We start from the raw sequence: 17,525 nt of genomic DNA on the forward strand, positions 1-17,525 counted from the left end.
GGCAAATCCTTCTTATAAGTCTTGAAGTGGCGCGCTGGCGCTGCGGGCGCCGAGTATGGCGGTGAAGATGACATACGTTAGCGCGGCAGCAGCGATCCCTACCAGCGGCGCGACCCACGGCGAGCTGAACGCCGCGACGGTGCCGACGCCGTAGGCCCCGAGGCCCGGCCAGTTGAAGGCCGGCAGCCGTGCGTCGGCCAGACGCGGATAGCGCCCGCGCCAGCGGTAGAAGAAGTCGGCCATGATCACGCCGCCAATCGGCGGGATCACCGTGCCGAGCAGGATCAAGTACGGCACCAGCATGTCGTACATGCCCAGCAGGGCGAGCAGGGTGCCGATCACCGCGCCAGCCAACGTGACGGTCTTGCGCCGCCCGGTGCGCAGCAGGTTGCAACCGGCGACGGCGAAGTTGTAGATGGTGTTGTCCTGGGTGCTCCAGATGTTCAGCAACAGCATCGCCATTGCGGCCATGGCGAAACCTTGCAACAGCAGCACTTCAACCACGTCCGGTTGCTGATAGACGATGGCACCATAGGCGCCGATCAGCACCATCAGACCGTTGCCGATGAAGAACCCGATCAGGCTTGCCAGTACCGCAACTTTTGCCGAACGCGAAAAGCGCGTCCAGTTGGTCGCCTGAGTCGCGCCACTGACGAAAGTGCCGAACACCAGGGTGATGGCGGTCGACCAGTCCAGCGAACCACTGGGCACAACGCTCAGCAGTCCCTCGAAACCGCCGACTTTCACCGTCGCGACCCACATCGACAGGATCAGCAGCAACATCATTGCCGGCACCGCGATGTACGACAGAATCTCCAGCCCGCGATAACCGACATACGCCGTGGCGCAGAACATCAGGCCGAACAACACCATCAACCCGAGGACTGTGGCCTCATCGAGGTTGAAATACTTGCCGATCACCACCGCCGCCGTCGCCGTGCCCCAGGCATACCAGCCGATCTGGGTGAAACCGAGGATCAGGTCGCTGAGCTTGCTGCCGACTTCGCCAAAGCAGAAACGCCCCATCAGTACCGAATTGAGACCGCTCTTGAAGGCGATGTAACCCAGGCCTGCTGCGTACACCCCGAGCAGCAGATTGCCGACGATGATCACCGCCATCAATTCGGCGAAACCGAACGCCACACCGAGCTTGCCGCCGGCAAACATGGTCGCGGTGAAGAAGGTAAAACCCAGCAACACCATCGCCGTGGAGGCCAGGCCTTTGCGCGCATGCAGGGGGACTTCGCTGAGGGGGTAATCGTTGCCGGAATCGTTTTGCGTCATGAGGCGGTCCTTGCTGAAAGGGAAGACGCGGGGAGGGTTGCAGTGCTCGTGCCAAACCGGGCGCTGTGGCTCTGTATAGACGAGACGGTGGTTTTCGGCGCGAAAGCGGTGCACCTGAACACAACCCGGCCCCATGTGGGGGCCAGCAGTCCAGCGCTCGCACAGTCTTGTGCTGACCCCCATCCTGCAGGAGCTGCCGCAGGCTGCTCCTGCAGGGGATGTTTTTGATGGTTTCGTGGCTCATAGGAAGCGCAGAAGCGCGGCGACAATGGCTTCAGGGGCGTCTTCCTGAACGAGGTGGCCGGCGTTGGGAATTGGGTGAAATTGTGATCCCGGGATCATGTTGTGTAACGCTCGACCCCGTTCAATGGGAATCCACTGATCCTCTTCACCCCAGAGAATCTGCACCAGCGGCGGGCCGTCGCCGCGCACGGCATGACGTACCTGTCGGCCATGGAAATCAAAGACCTGATTGAGCAGCCAGTCCGTCATGGTCCTGTCCTCTTGGCGGGTTTTAGCCAAAAAGCATAGGCGTAAAAAAACAGCCATGGCGGCTGTTTATTATTCTGCGAGCAGACACTGAACCCTGTGGGAGCGGGCTTGCCCGCGACAGCGGTGGGTCAGTCACATTGATGTTGCGTGTGCCGACGTCACCGCTGGCAAGCCAGCTCCCACACGATAAGCGGTGTCGTTTAGTACGAGTTACTCACCGCGATAAATGCAGCCGCTGGTGCAGGTCTCGTGGATGCGGATCGCGCTCAGTTCCGGCAGCAGTGGCTTCAATTCCTGCCAGATGAACTTGGCCAATACTTCGCTGGTCGGGTTTTCCAGACCGGGAATATCGTTCAGGTAGTTGTGATCCAGACGCTCGTACAGAGGCTTGAAGATCGCCTTGATCTCGGAGAAGTCGCGGATCCAGCCGGTGTGCGGATCGAGGTCACCGCTGAGGTGAATCGCCACTTTGAACGAGTGACCGTGCAGACGCCCGCACTTGTGGCCGTCCGGGACGTGCGGCAGGCGGTGGGCGGATTCGAATGTAAATTCCTTGAAGATTTCCACAGTGTTTTCAGCTCTGTTCAGATGGCGTTCGCCGCAGCGATTCGGGCAGGCGGCGAGTTTACCAGCTTGTGTTTGGCCGTGCTGACTAAAGGGTCAGCAAGCGCTCGGCGAGGCGACCATTGGCAGCCAGTTCGAGAAACTCGTCGCCCAAACGGCGGCTCTCATCCATCGCCGCGTGCCAGTATTTCTGCCGGCTCTGTGCATCGCCCATGAAGCGCTTGAAGTCGTTGCGGTCGGGCAGTTTGCCGTAGGGCAGGCGCGCCAGGTATTCCTTCGAAGGCGCGAGCAACAGCACGTCCTGCAAGCGCTGCACCGAAGCACGACGCCAAGGCAACGTCTTGTCGAACCAGCCCGGAATCCCCGGTCGGTGAAGTGCGGGTAGAGCACGATACCGTCGCCGCTGTACGGCAGGTCGAGGTGGTAGTCGAGCAGGCCACCGTCGCGAAACGTCCCGGCACCGGCGCCCGGCAAATCACGCACGCCTTCCATGACCATCGGGATCGAACCCGACGCCAGCAGCGCCTGACGCAGGTTGCCGGCATTGAGCGCGACGAAGCGTGACGGAAAGTCGTTCAACGCATTGACCGGCGGCGCCAGGCGCGGATCGTGGATGATCAACCGTTCGAAGTGCCGCGACAGCCGTGCGCGGCCTCGCAGGTTATCGGCAATCACGGAGCCCAGCGCCAGCCCCAGTCGACCGCGGTGATCATCGGCCAGACGCCCCTGGCTCTTCACCACCATGATGTTCAAGCGGTAATCGGCGTTGGTGAGGATGCTCGCATCGCGGCCGTCGAGCAGGTCATTGAGCATGCGCTGCGAGCTCTGGCTGATCTCGGCCATGGTCACGCCTTTGTTGAAATTCTGCTCGGCGTAGAGCTGGCCGAGGCGACGGATCCCTTCGGCGGCGTCCGGCAGGCAGGCGCTGGCGAAGCGCCAGGAACCGACCGATGCCCCGATCAGCGAACGCTCGCGCGGCGCGCTGGGCAGCCACTCACCGAACAACGCCAGATCCAGCCCCTGAATCCCCAGCGCCTTCGGCCCACCGGCCGCGCCGGGCAGGGTGCCGACGTCGGCAGCGTTCAGGCCTTGCGCACGAATCCGCGCCATGGCCCGTGGGCCAGCCTTGAGGGTGAGGGCGGGGAACTTGATGTGGATGGCAGTCATACCGGTCTCGATCGTTAGCAAGCGAAGGATTATAAGCGTTTCCCCAAACCCTGTGGGAGCAGGCTTGCCCGCGATGACGGCGGCAACGCTTGCATCCAGTTGGCTGAAAGGACGCCATCGCGGGCAAGCCCGCTCCCACAGGGTTTTGCATGAATCTGCGATGTGGCATTGCCATCAGCAATGATGGCCATTCAGCTTCAGTTAAGTTCATCCCGTTAAGGTGCCGTCCGTAAGCAACACATAAAAAATACGGAGATACCCATGAAAACCCTGACTGCCCTGTCCCTCGTCTCGATCATCGGCCTGACCACCAGCCTCGCCCATGCCCGCGATTTGGGCCCTGATGAGGCCCTGCGGCTGCGCGACGCTGGTACTATCGTCTCCTTCGAGAAGCTCAATGCCACGGCACTGGCCAAACACCCGGGTTCGACCATCACCGAAACCGAGCTGGAAGAGGAGTACGGCAAGTACATCTACCAGGTCGAACTGCGTGATCCGCAAGGGCTGAACTGGGATCTGGAATTAGACGCGGTCAGTGGGCAGGTTCTCAAGGATCATCAGGATACGTAATGAAGGTTAATGTTCGCGTCACCAGCCTTGCTGCGTTGGCGCTTGTGATTTCCTGTTCGGCGGCGATGGCTCGCGACCTCGATCAGGACGAGGCACTGAAGCTGCGTCAGCGCGGGGTGATCCTGCCGCTGGAGCAAGTGTTGCAGCAGGCCATGGATCGTTATCCCGGGGCAAAACTGCTGGAAGTCGAGCTGGAAGAAAAACACGACGTCTACATTTATGAAGTCGAGTTGCTGACGGCCGAGGGTGTAGCGCGCGAGCTGCACCTGAAGGCCGATACCGGTGAACTCGTGAAAGACAAGGAAGATTGATCGATGCGCTTGCTTCTGGTGGAAGACCACGTACCGCTGGCTGACGAGTTGATCGCCGGCCTGCAACGCCAAGGCTACGCGGTGGATTGGCTGGCGGACGGACGCGATGCGGTGTATCAGGGTAGCAGCGAGCCCTATGACCTGATCATTCTTGACCTCGGCCTGCCCGGTGTGCCGGGGCTTGAGGTGCTGGCGCAGTGGCGCGCGGGCGGGCTGGCGATCCCGGTGCTGATCCTCACGGCGCGCGACTCCTGGGCTGAACGCATCGAGGGCCTCAAGGCCGGCGCTGACGATTACCTGACCAAACCGTTCCACCCGGAAGAGCTGCACCTGCGGGTGCAGTCGCTGTTACGCCGCTCCAAGGGGCAGGCCAATCAAACCACGCTCAAGGCTGCGGGCCTGCATCTGGACGAGGGCCGTCAGTGCGTGACGCGCGACGGTGCCGATATCCAGCTGACCGCCGCAGAATTCCGTCTGCTGCGCTATTTCATGCTGCACCCGGAGCAGATCCTGTCCAAAAGCCACCTCGCCGAACACCTCTACGACGGCGAGACCGAGCGTGACTCCAACGTCCTCGAAGTCCACGTCAATCACCTGCGCCGCAAACTGGGCAAAAGCGTCATTGAAACCCGTCGGGGTCAGGGTTACCTGTTCGGCGGGCAAGCTTCATGAGGTCGATCCAGCGCCGCTTGAGCCTGGGTTTGATCAGCGTGATGGTGGTGGTGGGGCTGGTGCTGGCGCAAACCAGTCTGTGGTTGTTCGAAATGGGCTTGCAGCGCTACCTCGAAGCCGGATTGCGCAACGACAGCGAAAGCCTTTTGGTGGCGCTGGTGCGCGGCCCGCAGGGCTTGCAGCTGGATGAGCGCCACTTGTCGCCCGCCTATCAGCGGCCGTTTTCCGGACATTATTTCCGCATCGATTTTGCCGACAGCCACTGGCGCTCGCGCTCGCTGTGGGATCAGGACTTGCCGTTGCTCGAGCATCCGGGGCTGCACAGTAATCTGCAATTGGGGCCTGACGGCCAGAAATTGCTGGTGCTGCGTTCGGACTATCGCCGATTGGGCCAGTCGATCTCCATCAGCGTTGCGCAGGATTACACGCCGGTGAGCGACAGCTTCCAGCGCATGCGCCAGATTGGCCTCGGCCTCGGTCTGGCCGGTTTGCTGCTGATTCTGTTGTTGCAACGCCTCACCGTGCGTCGCGCGCTGCGGCCGTTGGAAAAGGCGCGTGAGCAAATTGCTCAGTTGCAGCAGGGCCAGCGCTCGCAACTGGACGATCAGGTGCCGGTGGAGCTGGAGCCACTGGTGGCGCAGATCAACCATTTGCTCGCACACACCGAAGACAGCCTCAAGCGTTCGCGCAATGCGCTGGGCAATCTCGGCCACGCGCTGAAAACGCCGCTGGCGGTGTTGCTGAGCCTGGCGTCGAGCGAAAAACTCGACAGCCATCCCGAGCTGCGCAAGATCCTCAAGGAACAACTGGAACAGGTGCAGCAACGGCTCAATCGTGAACTCAATCGCGCGCGACTGTCCGGTGATGCGTTGCCCGGGGCGTTGTTTGATTGCGATGCCGAACTGCCGGGATTGCTGGCGACGCTGAACATGATCCACGGCGAGCACCTGGCGCTCAGTTACGTTGCGCCCAAAGGGCTGCAACTGCCCTGGGACCGTGAGGACTTGCTGGAACTGCTCGGCAACCTGCTGGATAACGCCTGCAAGTGGGCGGATGCCGAGGTGCGTTTGAGCGTGGTCGAGAGCGCTGACGGGTTTGCCTTGAGCGTCGAGGATGATGGCCCGGGTATCCCTGCCGAACAACGCGCTCAGGTGTTCAGTCGCGGGACACGGCTTGATGAGCAGACTGACGGGCATGGCCTGGGGCTGGGGATTGTGCGCGATATCGTCGATACATGGGGCGGGACGATGGTGTTGGGCGAGAGTGAGTGGGGCGGGTTGAAGGTAGAGATTCAGCTGCCTCGGCGATAAGTCATTAAGAGCCCCCTCACCCTAGCCCTCCCGAAACGTCGGACCGCCCGGAGGGAGAGGGGACTGGCCGAGGTGTTTGGAAGAGGTACGCTGAGTTGCGGAATCGAGCCGAACTCGGGTTTTGAACGGCCCGGAGATCGGCTCCCTTTCCCCCTCGCCCCCTTGGGGGGAGAGGGCTGGGGTGAGGGGGGAATCCAGCTGACACCCCACAACCTTTGAATCAGACGCGAAACTGATCCATCAAACTCTGCTGCTGATTCGCCAGGCTGTTCAGCGACTGACTTACCCGCGCCGACTCGTTCGCTTGCCCGGACAGCGATTCAGTCACATCGCGAATCGTCGCCACGTTGTTGTTGATCTCTTCTGCCACCGCGCTCTGCTCTTCAGCGGCACTGGCAATCTGCAGGTTCATGTCGCTGATCACCGTCACCGCATCACCAATCTGACGTAGCGCCGTCACCGCTTGGCCAACTTGCTCGACACTGCCCTGCGCCTGACGATGGCTGTTGCTCATCGAGCCGACCACATCCTGTGTGCCGCTCTGCAGTTGTTCGATGACCTGACGGGTTTCCTCCACCGACTCCTGTGTGCGGCGGGCGAGGTTGCGGACTTCGTCGGCGACGACGGCAAAACCGCGTCCGGCTTCACCGGCACGAGCCGCTTCGATCGCGGCGTTGAGGGCCAGCAGGTTGGTTTGCTCGGCAATGGCGCGGATGGTTTCGAGCACCGCGCCGATTTTCTCACTGTTGGCGGCCAGGCCTTCGACTTGCACCATTGCCGCGCTCATGTCGGCGGCGAGGGTGTCGATGCTGGCGGTGGTGCGGTCGATCACGGTCAAGCCCTGACGGGTGGCACGATCAGCATCCTTGGCCGCTTCGGCCGCCTGAGCGGCACTGCGAGCCACGTCCTGCGCGGTGGCGCTCATTTCGTGGGACGCGGTCGCGACCTGATCGACCTGGCGGTATTGCTGTTCCATGCCGGCGCTGGTCTGCGTAGCGATGGCCGAGGACTGGTCGGCGGTATTGCGCGCGTCCTGCACCGAGCGTTTCACTTCGGCGATGATCGGCTGCAACTTGTCGAGGAACTTGTTGAACCAACCGGCCAGTTGGCCGAGTTCATCCTGTTTGTCATACGCCAGACGCCGGGTCAGATCGCCTTCGCCGCTGGCGATGTCTTCGAGCATGTGCGCCACGCCAAGGATCGGTCGGGTCACGCTGCGCGCCATCAGCCACACCAGCAGCAGGCCAATCAACGCCGCCAGAACGCCGAGGCCCAACTCGATCAACGTGCCAGTGTTGTTGCTCGCATCCAGTTGCTGCTTGAGTGCTTCGGCGCGTTCCACCAGCACTTTTTCAGGGACATCCAGCAACACTGCCCACGACGGTCCGCCGGGAATCGGCTGGAACGGCGACAGCACTTTCAACTGGCCGTTGCTGTGCAGGCTGCTGACGTTGGTATTTGAAGCCAGTTGGCGCAGCAGTTCGGCGCCGCTGGTTTTATCCACGGCGTCCAGACGCTGGCTGAGTTTGCCGGCATCCGGGCTGTAACCGGCGAGCAGGCCGACCGGGCTGATGATGCTCACGGCGGTCTGGCCGTCGTAGAGTTTTTTGCTGGCGCTCTGGCTGATCGCTTGCAGACTGTTGAGGTTGATGTCGACCGACAGCGAAGCGATGACTTTGCCGTTCACCATCAGCGGGAAAACGATGCTGGTCATCAGCACGTTATGGCCGTCGATCACATAGAAGTACGGTTCGATCACACAGGGTTTGAGCGTGGCACGCGGGCAGGTAAACCAGGCGTTGGCAGCCTGACCGCTGGGGCCGGTGCTGGTGTCGGCCATGTCGCTTTCCGGCAGCGCCATCGAGGTGATCTTGCCTGGGGTCGGCTGCGACCAGTACAGGGCGAACCGGCCCTTGTCGTTACTGCCCAGCTCGGCTTGACCGGCAAACAGTTCATCCTTGCCGTCCAGCGCGTTGGCTTCGAACACCAGCGACAGACCGAGCAAGTCCGGGTTGGCCTGCAACGCGGACTTGACCTGACGGGTCATGTCTTCGCGCAGGTCGAAGGCATCAAGGAAGCGCTTTTCGGCCTGCTCGCGCAGGAACAGCACCTGACGCGAGAAACCATGGCCGTATTGATAGGCATCCATGAACTGCTGGCGAATGCCCGCCGCTTGCACTTCACCCTGGGATTCGATGCGCGCCTGGGCCGATTCGGTGAGCATCTCCATGCTGGAGGCTTTCACCATGGCGGAGCTGTGCTCCATGCGATACAGCGAAAGACCCACCAACAGGGTCACGATACCAGCCAGGCAAAGCCCGGCGAGCAGGGTGATTTTCCATTGGATGGAAAGTTGTCTGAGCGGCATGGAGACGTCCTTATTCGATAAGTATCTGAGACTTTGCACTGTAGCGGCCTGACAGCAGCTTTCTTGAGCGTCCAGCCGCACGCTGCAAGCGAAAAAACGCAAAAGCTTGCAGCTTGTCGCGGCTTCATTCACAGTGCGCGCCCTTCTAATAAGACCCTCTTTGCAATCCGCCGGTTAACCTTTGGCGGGCTCATCCTGTCTGGCGGTCGGTTTTCCACCGCAGTGTTTTTTGAGGTAGTGAAATGAATGCAGTCATAGCGGCGGTTGGCATCATGCTGATTCTCAGCCTGTCCCGCGTGCACGTGGTGATCGCTTTGATCGTCGGCGCGCTGGTTGGCGGCCTGACCGGTGGTCTGGGCATCGATGCCACGCTAAAGGCGTTCAACAGCGGCTTGGGCGGCGGGGCGACGGTGGCGTTGTCCTACGCATTGCTCGGCGCTTTCGCCGTGGCGATTGCCAAGTCGGGCCTGGCCCATGCGCTGGCCGACAAGGCGCTGGCGATGGTCGACCGCCAGCACAGTACCGGTGGCGGCAACGTCAAATGGCTGCTGATCGGCCTGTTGTGGGTGGTGGCGATTGCCTCGCAGAACATCCTGCCGATCCACATTGCGTTCATTCCGTTGCTGGTGCCGCCGCTTCTTTATGTACTGACCAAGCTGCAACTCGACCGCCGCTTGATCGCCTGCGTCATGACGTTCGGTCTGATCACGCCGTACATGTTTCTGCCGGTGGGTTTCGGCAACATCTTCCTCAATGAAATCCTGCTGGCCAACGTTGCACGCAGCGGCGTCGACATCAGTGGCATCAACGTCACCCACGCCATGGGCATTCCGGCGCTGGGCATGGTGTTCGGTCTGGCGATAGCCTTCATCAGCTACCGCAAGCGGCGCGTGTACGACCTGGCGAAGATCGAGCAGGTCGAGCAAGCAGCGGTGCAGTACAACCCGCTAAGCCTGATGATTGCTGGCGTGGCGATTGCCGCAGCGTTCGTCGTGCAGTTGCTGCTCGACTCTATGATTATCGGCGCGCTGGTGGGCTTTCTGATCTTCTCGGTGTCGGGCATCGTCAAATGGCGCGACACCGATGATCTGTTCACCGAAGGCATGAAGATGATGGCGATGATCGGCTTCATCATGATCGCTGCCTCGGGTTTCGCCGAAGTGATGAAGGCCACTGGGCAGGTCCAGACCCTGGTCGAATCGTCGGCGTCGTGGATCAATCACAGCAAGGGCGTGGGTGCGCTGTTGATGCTGCTGGTCGGGTTGCTGGTGACCATGGGCATCGGTTCGTCGTTTTCCACGGTGCCGATTCTGGCGGCGATTTTCGTGCCGCTGTGCGTGCAACTGGGCTTCAGCCCGTTGGCCATCGTCTGCATTGTCGGCACTGCCGGTGCGCTGGGCGATGCCGGTTCGCCTGCCTCGGACTCGACCCTGGGCCCGACCTCTGGCCTGAACATCGACGGCCAGCATCACCATATCTGGGACACCGTGGTGCCGACTTTCCTGCACTACAACCTGCCTTTGCTGGCGTTCGGCTGGGTGGCCGCGATGATCCTCTGATCATCACGTGGCCCCTGTGGGAGCGAGCTTGCTCGCGATAGCGGTGAATCAGCGGCATAAAGGCTGACTGACACGACGCCTTCGCGAGCAAGCTCGCTCCCACAGGGGGCGTGGTGATTCCTTTGCTCAACTTTTGTTATGGCGTGCCGTTAAAGCCTTTAACCACGCCAATAAAACCAAAAGAGTGAGCCCCCCAATGCGTCTGAGCCTCAAGGCTAAAGTCCTCTCCCTTGCCGTCCTCCCGGTATTGCTCTTTGCGCTGGTCATCAGCCTGACCACGCTGTTCATTCTTCAGAAACAGGCGCGCGAAGAGGTCGAACAGACGCGCGAGCGCCTGCTCGGCGACGCCAAAGCCACTCTGCAAAGTTACGTCGCCGTGGCCATGACCACGATCAAACCGCTCTACGACGCTGCCGCCCCCGGCGATGAAGCGGCGCGCGCGCAGGCGATCAAACTGCTGTCGGGGATTCGCTATGGCAAGGACGGCTACTTCTTCGGTTACGACTCCGAGACCGTGCGCCTGTTCAAGGCCAACGATCCCGACGGCGTGGGCAAAAGCTTCAAGGACAACCGCGACCCGAACGGCGTTTACGTCAACCTCGGTCTGGTGAAAGTGGCGAAGGACGGCACGCATTACCTGCAATACAGCTCGCCGCTGCCGGGCAATGCGAAGGTGCTGGTGCCGAAACTCGGCTACACCGAATACCTGGCGAAGTGGGACATGGCGGTCGGTACTTCGGTCAACCTCGACGGCATCGAAGCGCAAGTGGCGCTGGTCGAAACGCAGGTGCAGGAACGCATGCAAGGCGTGGTGCTGAGCATCGTCGGCGTGGCGGTGGTGGTGCTGCTGGTGATTGCAGCGGTGGGGATGCTGCTGGCCAATACCATTTTGCGTCCGCTGACCCAGATGAAAGCCAACCTCGACGATATCGCGGCGGGCGAGGGCGATTTGACGCGACGCCTGAACATCACCAGCCAGGACGAACTGGGTGAACTGGCCGGCTCGTTCAATCGCTTCGTCGACAAGATTCACGGTCTGGTGCGGCAGATCACCGAGATGACCACACAACTGACCGGGCTGGTGACGCAGGTCTCCGATCAGGCCCAGCGTTCGGATCAGGCGATGGAGCGTCAACGCCACGAGACCGATCAGGTCGCCACCGCGATCAACGAAATGTCCGCCGCCGCCCAGGAAGTCGCCAAGAGCGCGCAGAACGCCGCCGTCGCCGCCCAGCAGACCGACGAAGAAGGCCAGAGCGCCAAACGCGTGGTGGCGGGCAGCATCAAACAGATTCATGCGCTGGTCGATGACATCCGCAGCAGCGGCGTGTCGCTCGATAGCCTGCAACAGGACGTCAGTTCGATTGTCGGTGTGCTCGGGGTGATCCGTTCGATTGCCGAGCAAACCAACCTGCTGGCACTGAACGCGGCAATTGAAGCGGCGCGGGCCGGTGAGGCCGGGCGTGGGTTTGCAGTGGTGGCGGATGAGGTGCGCGCGCTGGCCAGTCGTACGCAGATCAGCACCCAGGAAATTCAGGCGATGATCGATCGTTTGCAGGCGGGCACGCAAGCGGCGGTCGAGGCGATGCGCCGCTCCAGTGAGGCGGGTGACGGTACATCGGCGCAGGCCAATCAGGCCGGGGCGTCGCTGGATGCGATGGCGGAATTGATTGCGACCATCAACTCGATGAACGCGCAGATTGCCAGCGCTGCCGAGGAGCAAACGGCGGTGGCCGAAGAGATCAACCGCAGCGTGCATCAGATTGCAGTGGCGGTGGATAGCGTGGCAGATGAAACGCAGCAGGGCGCGCAGACGTCGCGCAGTCTGGCGGATCTTGGCCAGCGGTTGGGCAGCCTTGTCGGGCAGTTCCGCATCTGAGCGCCCAACAGCCCCTCACCCTAGCCCTCTCCCGGAGGGAGAGGGGACTGACCGAGGTGACTTGCGTCATACATCGACCTGAGAGATCTGGTCGATTATGGATTCACCGCTGAGTCTCCAGGTCTGGTCGATGATGGATTCACCGCTTTCTTCAGGTCTGGTCGATGATGGATTCACAACAGTTCGTTCAGGTCGGTGTTCTTCTGCAGCATCCCCCAATCAGTTCCCTCTCCCTCCGGGAGAGGGCTAGGGCGAGGGGCTGTCCCAATAAGGCACTTCGCCAAAACACTCGACAAAGAAATCAATCACCGTCCGCACCTTCACCGACAACCGCCGGCTCCCCGGCCACAGCACCGCGATCTGCTGCGGTTCCAGGCTGTTCGACACCTGATACTCCCCAAGCACCGGCACCAGCGTGCCTTCGCGCACTGCTTCACCAATCAGCCATGACGGAAACATCACCAGCCCCAGCCCCTGTTCGGCCGCCTGGGTGAGCGTGTCGGCGTGGTTGCCGGTGATCGCACCCCTCACCGAATAGGGCGTCCAGTCGCCTTGATCCTGACGGAAAAACCAACGCTGCTGGCCGGTCGCGCCTTTGTAGGCCAGACATTGATGGTGCGCAAGATCGTCGGGATGCTGCGGCGCGCCTTGACGTTTCAGGTAGGCCGGGCTGGCCGCGACCTGAAAGCGGTGCGGCGCAATTATCCGCGCCTGCATGCTCGAATCCTGTAGCGGGCCGATGCGAAACAGCAGGTCTGCACCCTCCTGCAACGGGTCGACGTAATGGTCGGTTTGCTGGATGTCCAGTTGCAGCTTGGGATAACGCGCGCACAACTGACCGAGCCACGGCGTCAGATGCCGTTGACCAAACACCACCGGGGCGTTGATCCGCACAAGGCCGGTGGGTTCGCTTTGCTGTTCCTGCAAGGCTTGTTCGGCTTCTTCCAGTTGCACCAGGACCAGCCGCGCGTGGTGGCCGAGCATGCGCCCGGCTTCGGTCGGCGTGACTGCGCGAGTGTGGCGATAGAGCAATTGCTGGTTCAGCGCCTGTTCCATTAACTGGATTTGCCGCGAGATGGAGGAGGGCGCCACGCCCTCGCGGCGGGCGACTTCGGAGAAGCTGCCGTGGTCGAGCACTGCGACAAACAGCCTGAGTGCCTTGAATCCGAGTTCATTGAGCCCGTGCATGGGTCGTCCTGCTGTGCGAGTTACGCAAAAGTGTTGTCCGGATGCTCCCATTTATCGCACAGCGAAGCCAGCCGATAATCCGCGCCATCGTTTACTTGCACAGGTTTTGGTTATGCAGACGTTGGATGAGGTGAGTGTTAGCGCGCCAGTAGCCAGGCCGTGGTTGCGTTTGTTGTTGCTGCCGCTGGTGATTCTGGCGGGCATGGGTTTATCAGTGGAGGCGGGCTTGCTCGGGCCGTTGGGGGTGCAGGTCGGGCATTTGTGGGCGACCTTGAGCATCTTTGGTGTCGGCTCGGCGATTCTGTTTTTGCTGCTGTTGTTCGCCGGCCCGCAAAAGGGCCCTGCGTTTACCGATCTGCCACGCTGGCAATTGATCGGTGGTTTTCTGGGACCGATGTATGTGGTGGTTTTGACGTTGGCGACGCCGCATATCGGCATTGCGATGACGATGATCGCGATTCTGTCCGGACAGGTCGGCAAGAGCGTGTTGATCGATCATTTTGGTTGGTTCGGGGCGACGCGCAAGAAAGTTAACGCTGAGCGCTGGCTGGCGTTGGGGTTGATTGTGGTGGCATTGGTTTTGATTGCGCGGGGGTGAGTGATGAGTCTGATTATTTTGTTGGCAGTGGTGGTGTTGGCCGGCGCAGTGTTGAGTGTGCAGGCGGCGATCAATGGGCGTTTGGGTGAAACCGTTGGTGTATTGCGCAGCAGTTTGCTGACGTTTGTGGTGGGCGCGGTGGTGACCGGGTTGTTGATTTTGTTCTTTGAGCCGGCGCAGCCGGTGAGTCTGCTGGATGTGCCCAAGTGGCAGTTGATGGGGGCGCTGTTTGGGGTGGTTTACATGATGGTGATGGTGGGCGCGGTGCCTGTCGTGGGGACGGCTGTGGCGACTGTGGCTGTCATTGTCGGACAGCTTGGGATGGGGATGTTGATTGATAATTTTGGCTGGTTGGGGAATCCGGCGATTGAGCTTTCTTCCAGTCGGGTGTTGGCGATGGTTTGTTTGGGGTTGGCTTTGGTTTTTATGTATCGCAGTAGTGTTCGTGGGGTTGATTGATTTACTGACTGAGTACATATCCGTTGCTGCGGTGAGGGCTGCTTAGGGTTTCGCCCTTACGGCGAGTCACCTTTTCCAGACTCCGGAGTGCCGGCCCAGCGAAAAGGTAACCCAAAAGGCTTTGCCCTGACGTCCGGCCCACTCGCTGGGGCTCGGGGTTCCTTCGCTCCGGGATCCATCCGGGGCATCGATTTCGGTTTGCTTCGCTGCACCTCCTTTCGATGTTCTCCCCGGATGAATCCCTCCACTCAGCCTTCCGACGGGCCTTCGAGATCAAGAGCTGCACTCGAGCTAACGCTCATTGTGTTGAGTGGTGGGAGGGCGGTGCGGTTGGCTTTGGTTTTGTGGTGGGTTCGCCCCTCATCGGAACGCCGCCCGCCCAGCCCTCTCCCCGAGGAGAGGGGGCCGATTTTTGCGCTTTTCAAAATTGGAGTGTGACTCGGTATTTCACGTCGGTGTACTTCTCCCAATCACCTCGATCAGTCCCCTCTCCCTCCGGGAGAGGGCTAGGGTGAGGGGCTCTTGATCTGGCTTTTGATGTTGCTCTTGCTCTTAGCCCCCATCGGCAGGCCGAGCGGAGGTGTTCATCCGGGGGTTAGGCGCGCAGCGCCGTGCGGCGAAGCCGCATCCATCGAAAGGAGGTGCAGCGAAGCAAACCGAAAGCGATGCCCCCGGATGGACACCGTAGCGAGGGAACACTGAGCCTCAGCGAAGTGCCGTACGCCGGGGGCAAAGCCTTTTGCTTACTTTTCGGCGTCTGGAAAAGTGACTCGCTGTAAGAGCGAAACCGCCAGCGGCAGCACCCGCAACAACGGATATGCTCACAACTCCCAAAATCAAAAGATCGCAGCCTGCAGCAGCTCCTACACTTGTGTTTACGGCTTGCATTCAAGCCTCAGACAACCACAACCCAAAGAGTCTGTCCCATGCCTGATAGAAAATGCGATTGTCCCGGATGTAAATGCACCCTCAAAGACGGCGAGCATGCGTACGCTGTGCACGGCAAGCACTACTGCTGCGAGGCCTGCGCCCACCACCACAAGGGGGGCGAGGAATGTTCAAGCAAGGGCTGCCAGTGCGCGCATCCCAAGTAAACGTACCCATAAAAAAGTGGAGCCTAATCAGGCTCCACTTCCAGTTTCAGGCTGTCATCTTCCAGCCGCTCGGTATGGCGCACCGTACCTTGTAGCAATCGACCGTCAACCCTGACCACGACGGTTTTCGCCTGATCAAGATCTTCAGGCAACGGTGCCGGCACCCTCAGCGCGAAGCGAAACGGATCATCTTCGACGGCTTCAAGTCCTACCGGGCAGTCGACACTTTTGGTGATACGCCCGAACAAGCTGTCCAGGCCGTAATCCAGATGTGCCGGGCTCATGAGGTGGGTCATTGTGCTTTCCCCCGAATGATGTCGATCACTGTGCGCAGCTTAGCTGGTCGGTCGCCAGACGACGTTTTCCACGCCAAATTTTTCCGCCATTGGTTTACTGGTCTTCTGCACCTTTTCCCGGCCGAATCGCGGGATCCGACCTACCCCTGCATCGCAGCTCGCCCAATGCCAAGCCTCGGCGTTGTCCATCTTGTCCGAGCGGATAATGAAGGACTTGGGCGTGCCGTGAAGGGTGTAGTCGATGACGTAAAGTTTTGCGTTGTTCATAAAGCCCGTATTCCTCCCTGTGGTAATAGAAGGATCGCGGCGCACCGGGAAAATTCACTCGGATTGTCCGACGGTATCTACCCCGATCTGATGGGCGTTACCGATGGCTGCGATCCAGTGGTCATTTACAGGTCAGAACTGATACCCGATCCCTGCGTAATACCCCCAACCATTCGAACGCGCGCGGAAATTGCCGTCGCCGAAATTCAGCTCGCTGCCATCCTCCCAGTTGCCGCCGTTATGGAAATAACGCCCGACCAGGGTGAAGCGCAAATGGGTGAACGCGTAGAGCAACACGTTGGTCGCCACCGTCGCGTTGGCGGTGCGTGCCGGGTTGTCTTTGTGGATGTCGGAGCCGAAATCGAAGTTGGTGAAGCCGATGTAGGTCAGCGAGGCGCCGTTACTGAATTTGTCGATGGGGATGATGTACTTGAGTTGCGCGCGGTAGCCGTCCCAGGAATATTCGTTGCTCGCGCCGTAGTTTTCCCACTGGTAACGCCCGTACAGGTTGGCCGACAGGTTGACCCGCGAATGAGTGTCGATGTCGGTGCCGAAACCGCTGTAGAGGGTGTTGGCACGATTTTCTTTGCGGCTGCCGTGGTCGTAGATCCAGTCGAAGGCGACATACCATTCCTTGAACGGGCCGATGGCCAGGCTGCGGCCGGCGAGGTAGTCGATGGAAATCCGCGGTTCGTGCTCCATGAACACCGGCGAGCCGTGGTCCCATACGCCTTTGTCGTGGCTGTTGCCGATGTTGAAGATCTTCGGCACGTCGATATAGCCGTATAGTTCGAACGGGCCCTTGCGCCCGAAGTATTCATATTCCAGGTAGATGTCGTCAGCCGGTTGCGGGCCGAAGCTGATGTCTTTGCTGCCGATCAGGGTCAGGTCCTGGTTGTACCAGTCCGACAGGTACGCGCCTTTTTTCGGCGGGCTGGCGTCGGGGCTGAGGGTTTCGCCCTGGGCGGACTCGGGCAGGGCCGGTTGCGCAAATGCGCTTGGACTGAGAACTCCGGTAACGCCAGTCAGTAGCAAGGAAACAGCAAACGTGCGCGCGAGGGGGGTGCGGAGAAGGGAAGCGACGTGCATGCAAAGTCCTTTTTTTGCGGATCAAGGCCCGGAATCTGCGGGCCTGGCGGATGTGTGGCGAAAATGCCGTGATTGACGGCTCGCAAACGTTTGCATAAGCCGTACCAGTTTCATTGCTGCGCCGAAGATCACTGTGGGAGCGAACTTGCTCGCGAAGGGATTAAGTCAGCCAATACATCCTCTTCGGGTACACCGTTTTCGCGAGCAGGCTGGCTCCCACTGAAGAATGGCTCGTAGTCGAAGCTCCAATATTCACAGCCTCAAACCCCCGGTTCAGAGGGCCTAGTATTAAAGTATTAACACCATTTAATCCGCACCCATTTCCGCGGCTCTACTAGCTTTGTCAGCAATCAACGGT

The 17,525-nt window shown here is 60.5% G+C and carries 16 protein-coding genes and 4 pseudogenes; 10 read left to right on the forward strand and 10 right to left on the reverse strand.

Annotated features, from left to right (window positions below; genetic code table 11):
* Positions 1-12: 12 nt before the first annotated feature.
* From codB to AB4P91_RS15130, 4 genes and pseudogenes are all read right to left on the reverse strand, one after another.
* Entirely contained in the window at positions 13-1,284 is a 1,272-nt protein-coding gene (gene codB / locus AB4P91_RS15115; protein WP_150592428.1) for a cytosine permease, read from the reverse strand.
* Positions 1,285-1,524: 240 nt separating this feature from the next.
* A complete protein-coding gene (locus AB4P91_RS15120; protein WP_395603108.1) occupies positions 1,525-1,833 on the reverse strand; it encodes an alpha/beta fold hydrolase in 309 nt (102 codons plus the stop codon).
* Between the two features lie 153 nt (positions 1,834-1,986).
* Positions 1,987-2,343 carry a 6-carboxytetrahydropterin synthase QueD gene (gene queD, locus AB4P91_RS15125; RefSeq protein WP_046042818.1) on the reverse strand — a complete coding sequence of 119 codons (357 nt, stop codon included), beginning with the start codon at positions 2,341-2,343 and terminating at the stop codon, positions 1,987-1,989.
* A gap of 85 nt (positions 2,344-2,428) precedes the next feature.
* Positions 2,429-3,507, reverse strand: a pseudogene (locus AB4P91_RS15130) (patatin-like phospholipase family protein).
* A 261-nt stretch (positions 3,508-3,768) separates the two neighbouring features.
* On the opposite strand from AB4P91_RS15130, the gene AB4P91_RS15135 reads away from it, so the two are divergent.
* From AB4P91_RS15135 to AB4P91_RS15150, 4 genes are read left to right on the forward strand one after another with little or no spacing between them, the layout of a single operon-like run.
* Positions 3,769-4,077, forward strand: a complete 309-nt coding sequence (locus AB4P91_RS15135; protein ID WP_150592424.1) for a PepSY domain-containing protein — start codon at positions 3,769-3,771, stop codon at positions 4,075-4,077.
* Positions 4,077-4,388 carry a PepSY domain-containing protein gene (locus tag AB4P91_RS15140; protein WP_395603109.1) on the forward strand — a complete coding sequence of 104 codons (312 nt, stop codon included), beginning with the start codon at positions 4,077-4,079 and terminating at the stop codon, positions 4,386-4,388. Before AB4P91_RS15135 ends, AB4P91_RS15140 begins: the two co-directional genes overlap by 1 nt.
* Before the next feature lie 3 nt (positions 4,389-4,391).
* Complete coding sequence (locus AB4P91_RS15145; protein ID WP_042560088.1) at positions 4,392-5,060, forward strand: response regulator transcription factor; 669 nt, start codon at positions 4,392-4,394, stop codon at positions 5,058-5,060.
* Positions 5,057-6,370 (forward strand): sensor histidine kinase, encoded by a 1,314-nt coding sequence (locus AB4P91_RS15150; protein WP_150592423.1) that lies wholly within the window; start codon positions 5,057-5,059, stop codon positions 6,368-6,370. The genes AB4P91_RS15145 and AB4P91_RS15150 overlap by 4 nt, the downstream gene beginning before the upstream one ends.
* Positions 6,371-6,590: 220 nt before the next feature.
* Here the strand turns inward: AB4P91_RS15150 and AB4P91_RS15155 are convergent, their stop codons facing one another.
* Together AB4P91_RS15155 and AB4P91_RS15160 are read right to left on the reverse strand one after the other, a co-directional pair.
* A complete protein-coding gene (locus tag AB4P91_RS15155; protein WP_390896377.1) occupies positions 6,591-7,346 on the reverse strand; it encodes a methyl-accepting chemotaxis protein in 756 nt (251 codons plus the stop codon).
* 150 nt (positions 7,347-7,496) lie between these two features.
* Positions 7,497-8,738 (reverse strand): annotated as a pseudogene (locus AB4P91_RS15160) (chemotaxis protein); the annotation flags it as partial.
* 242 nt (positions 8,739-8,980) lie between these two features.
* On the opposite strand from AB4P91_RS15160, the gene AB4P91_RS15165 reads away from it, so the two are divergent.
* From AB4P91_RS15165 to AB4P91_RS15175, 3 genes and pseudogenes are all read left to right on the forward strand, one after another.
* Positions 8,981-10,297: a Na+/H+ antiporter family protein gene (locus tag AB4P91_RS15165; RefSeq protein ID WP_395603110.1), complete on the forward strand. Its 1,317-nt coding sequence runs from the start codon at positions 8,981-8,983 to the stop codon at positions 10,295-10,297.
* A gap of 196 nt (positions 10,298-10,493) precedes the next feature.
* A pseudogene (locus AB4P91_RS15170) lies at positions 10,494-11,270 on the forward strand (cache domain-containing protein); the annotation flags it as partial.
* A 312-nt stretch (positions 11,271-11,582) separates the two neighbouring features.
* A pseudogene (locus tag AB4P91_RS15175) lies at positions 11,583-12,176 on the forward strand (methyl-accepting chemotaxis protein); the annotation flags it as partial.
* A 246-nt stretch (positions 12,177-12,422) separates the two neighbouring features.
* Here AB4P91_RS15175 and AB4P91_RS15180 read toward each other — a convergent pair.
* Positions 12,423-13,364, reverse strand: a complete 942-nt coding sequence (locus AB4P91_RS15180; protein WP_395603111.1) for a LysR family transcriptional regulator — start codon at positions 13,362-13,364, stop codon at positions 12,423-12,425.
* A 112-nt stretch (positions 13,365-13,476) separates the two neighbouring features.
* On the opposite strand from AB4P91_RS15180, the gene AB4P91_RS15185 reads away from it, so the two are divergent.
* The 3 genes from AB4P91_RS15185 to AB4P91_RS15195 all read left to right on the forward strand — a co-directional run bounded on the left by AB4P91_RS15185 (position 13,477) and on the right by AB4P91_RS15195 (position 15,515).
* A complete protein-coding gene (locus AB4P91_RS15185; protein WP_150592418.1) occupies positions 13,477-13,962 on the forward strand; it encodes a DMT family transporter in 486 nt (161 codons plus the stop codon).
* Positions 13,963-13,965: 3 nt separating this feature from the next.
* A complete protein-coding gene (locus tag AB4P91_RS15190) occupies positions 13,966-14,421 on the forward strand; it encodes a DMT family transporter (RefSeq protein WP_150592417.1) in 456 nt (151 codons plus the stop codon).
* Between the two features lie 926 nt (positions 14,422-15,347).
* Positions 15,348-15,515 (forward strand): metallothionein, encoded by a 168-nt coding sequence (locus tag AB4P91_RS15195; protein ID WP_150592416.1) that lies wholly within the window; start codon positions 15,348-15,350, stop codon positions 15,513-15,515.
* Between the two features lie 23 nt (positions 15,516-15,538).
* Here the strand turns inward: AB4P91_RS15195 and AB4P91_RS15200 are convergent, their stop codons facing one another.
* The 3 genes from AB4P91_RS15200 to AB4P91_RS15210 all read right to left on the reverse strand — a co-directional run bounded on the left by AB4P91_RS15200 (position 15,539) and on the right by AB4P91_RS15210 (position 17,167).
* A complete protein-coding gene (locus AB4P91_RS15200; RefSeq protein WP_150592415.1) occupies positions 15,539-15,811 on the reverse strand; it encodes a hypothetical protein in 273 nt (90 codons plus the stop codon).
* A gap of 39 nt (positions 15,812-15,850) precedes the next feature.
* Positions 15,851-16,078, reverse strand: a complete 228-nt coding sequence (locus tag AB4P91_RS15205; protein WP_034154602.1) for a DUF6555 family protein — start codon at positions 16,076-16,078, stop codon at positions 15,851-15,853.
* Between the two features lie 132 nt (positions 16,079-16,210).
* Positions 16,211-17,167: a nucleoside-specific channel-forming protein Tsx gene (locus AB4P91_RS15210; RefSeq protein WP_395603112.1), complete on the reverse strand. Its 957-nt coding sequence runs from the start codon at positions 17,165-17,167 to the stop codon at positions 16,211-16,213.
* Positions 17,168-17,525: the final 358 nt, after the last annotated feature.

It is taken from the genome of Pseudomonas sp. B21128 (genome assembly GCF_044218865.1).
Taxonomy (GTDB): domain Bacteria; phylum Pseudomonadota; class Gammaproteobacteria; order Pseudomonadales; family Pseudomonadaceae; genus Aquipseudomonas; species Aquipseudomonas iridis.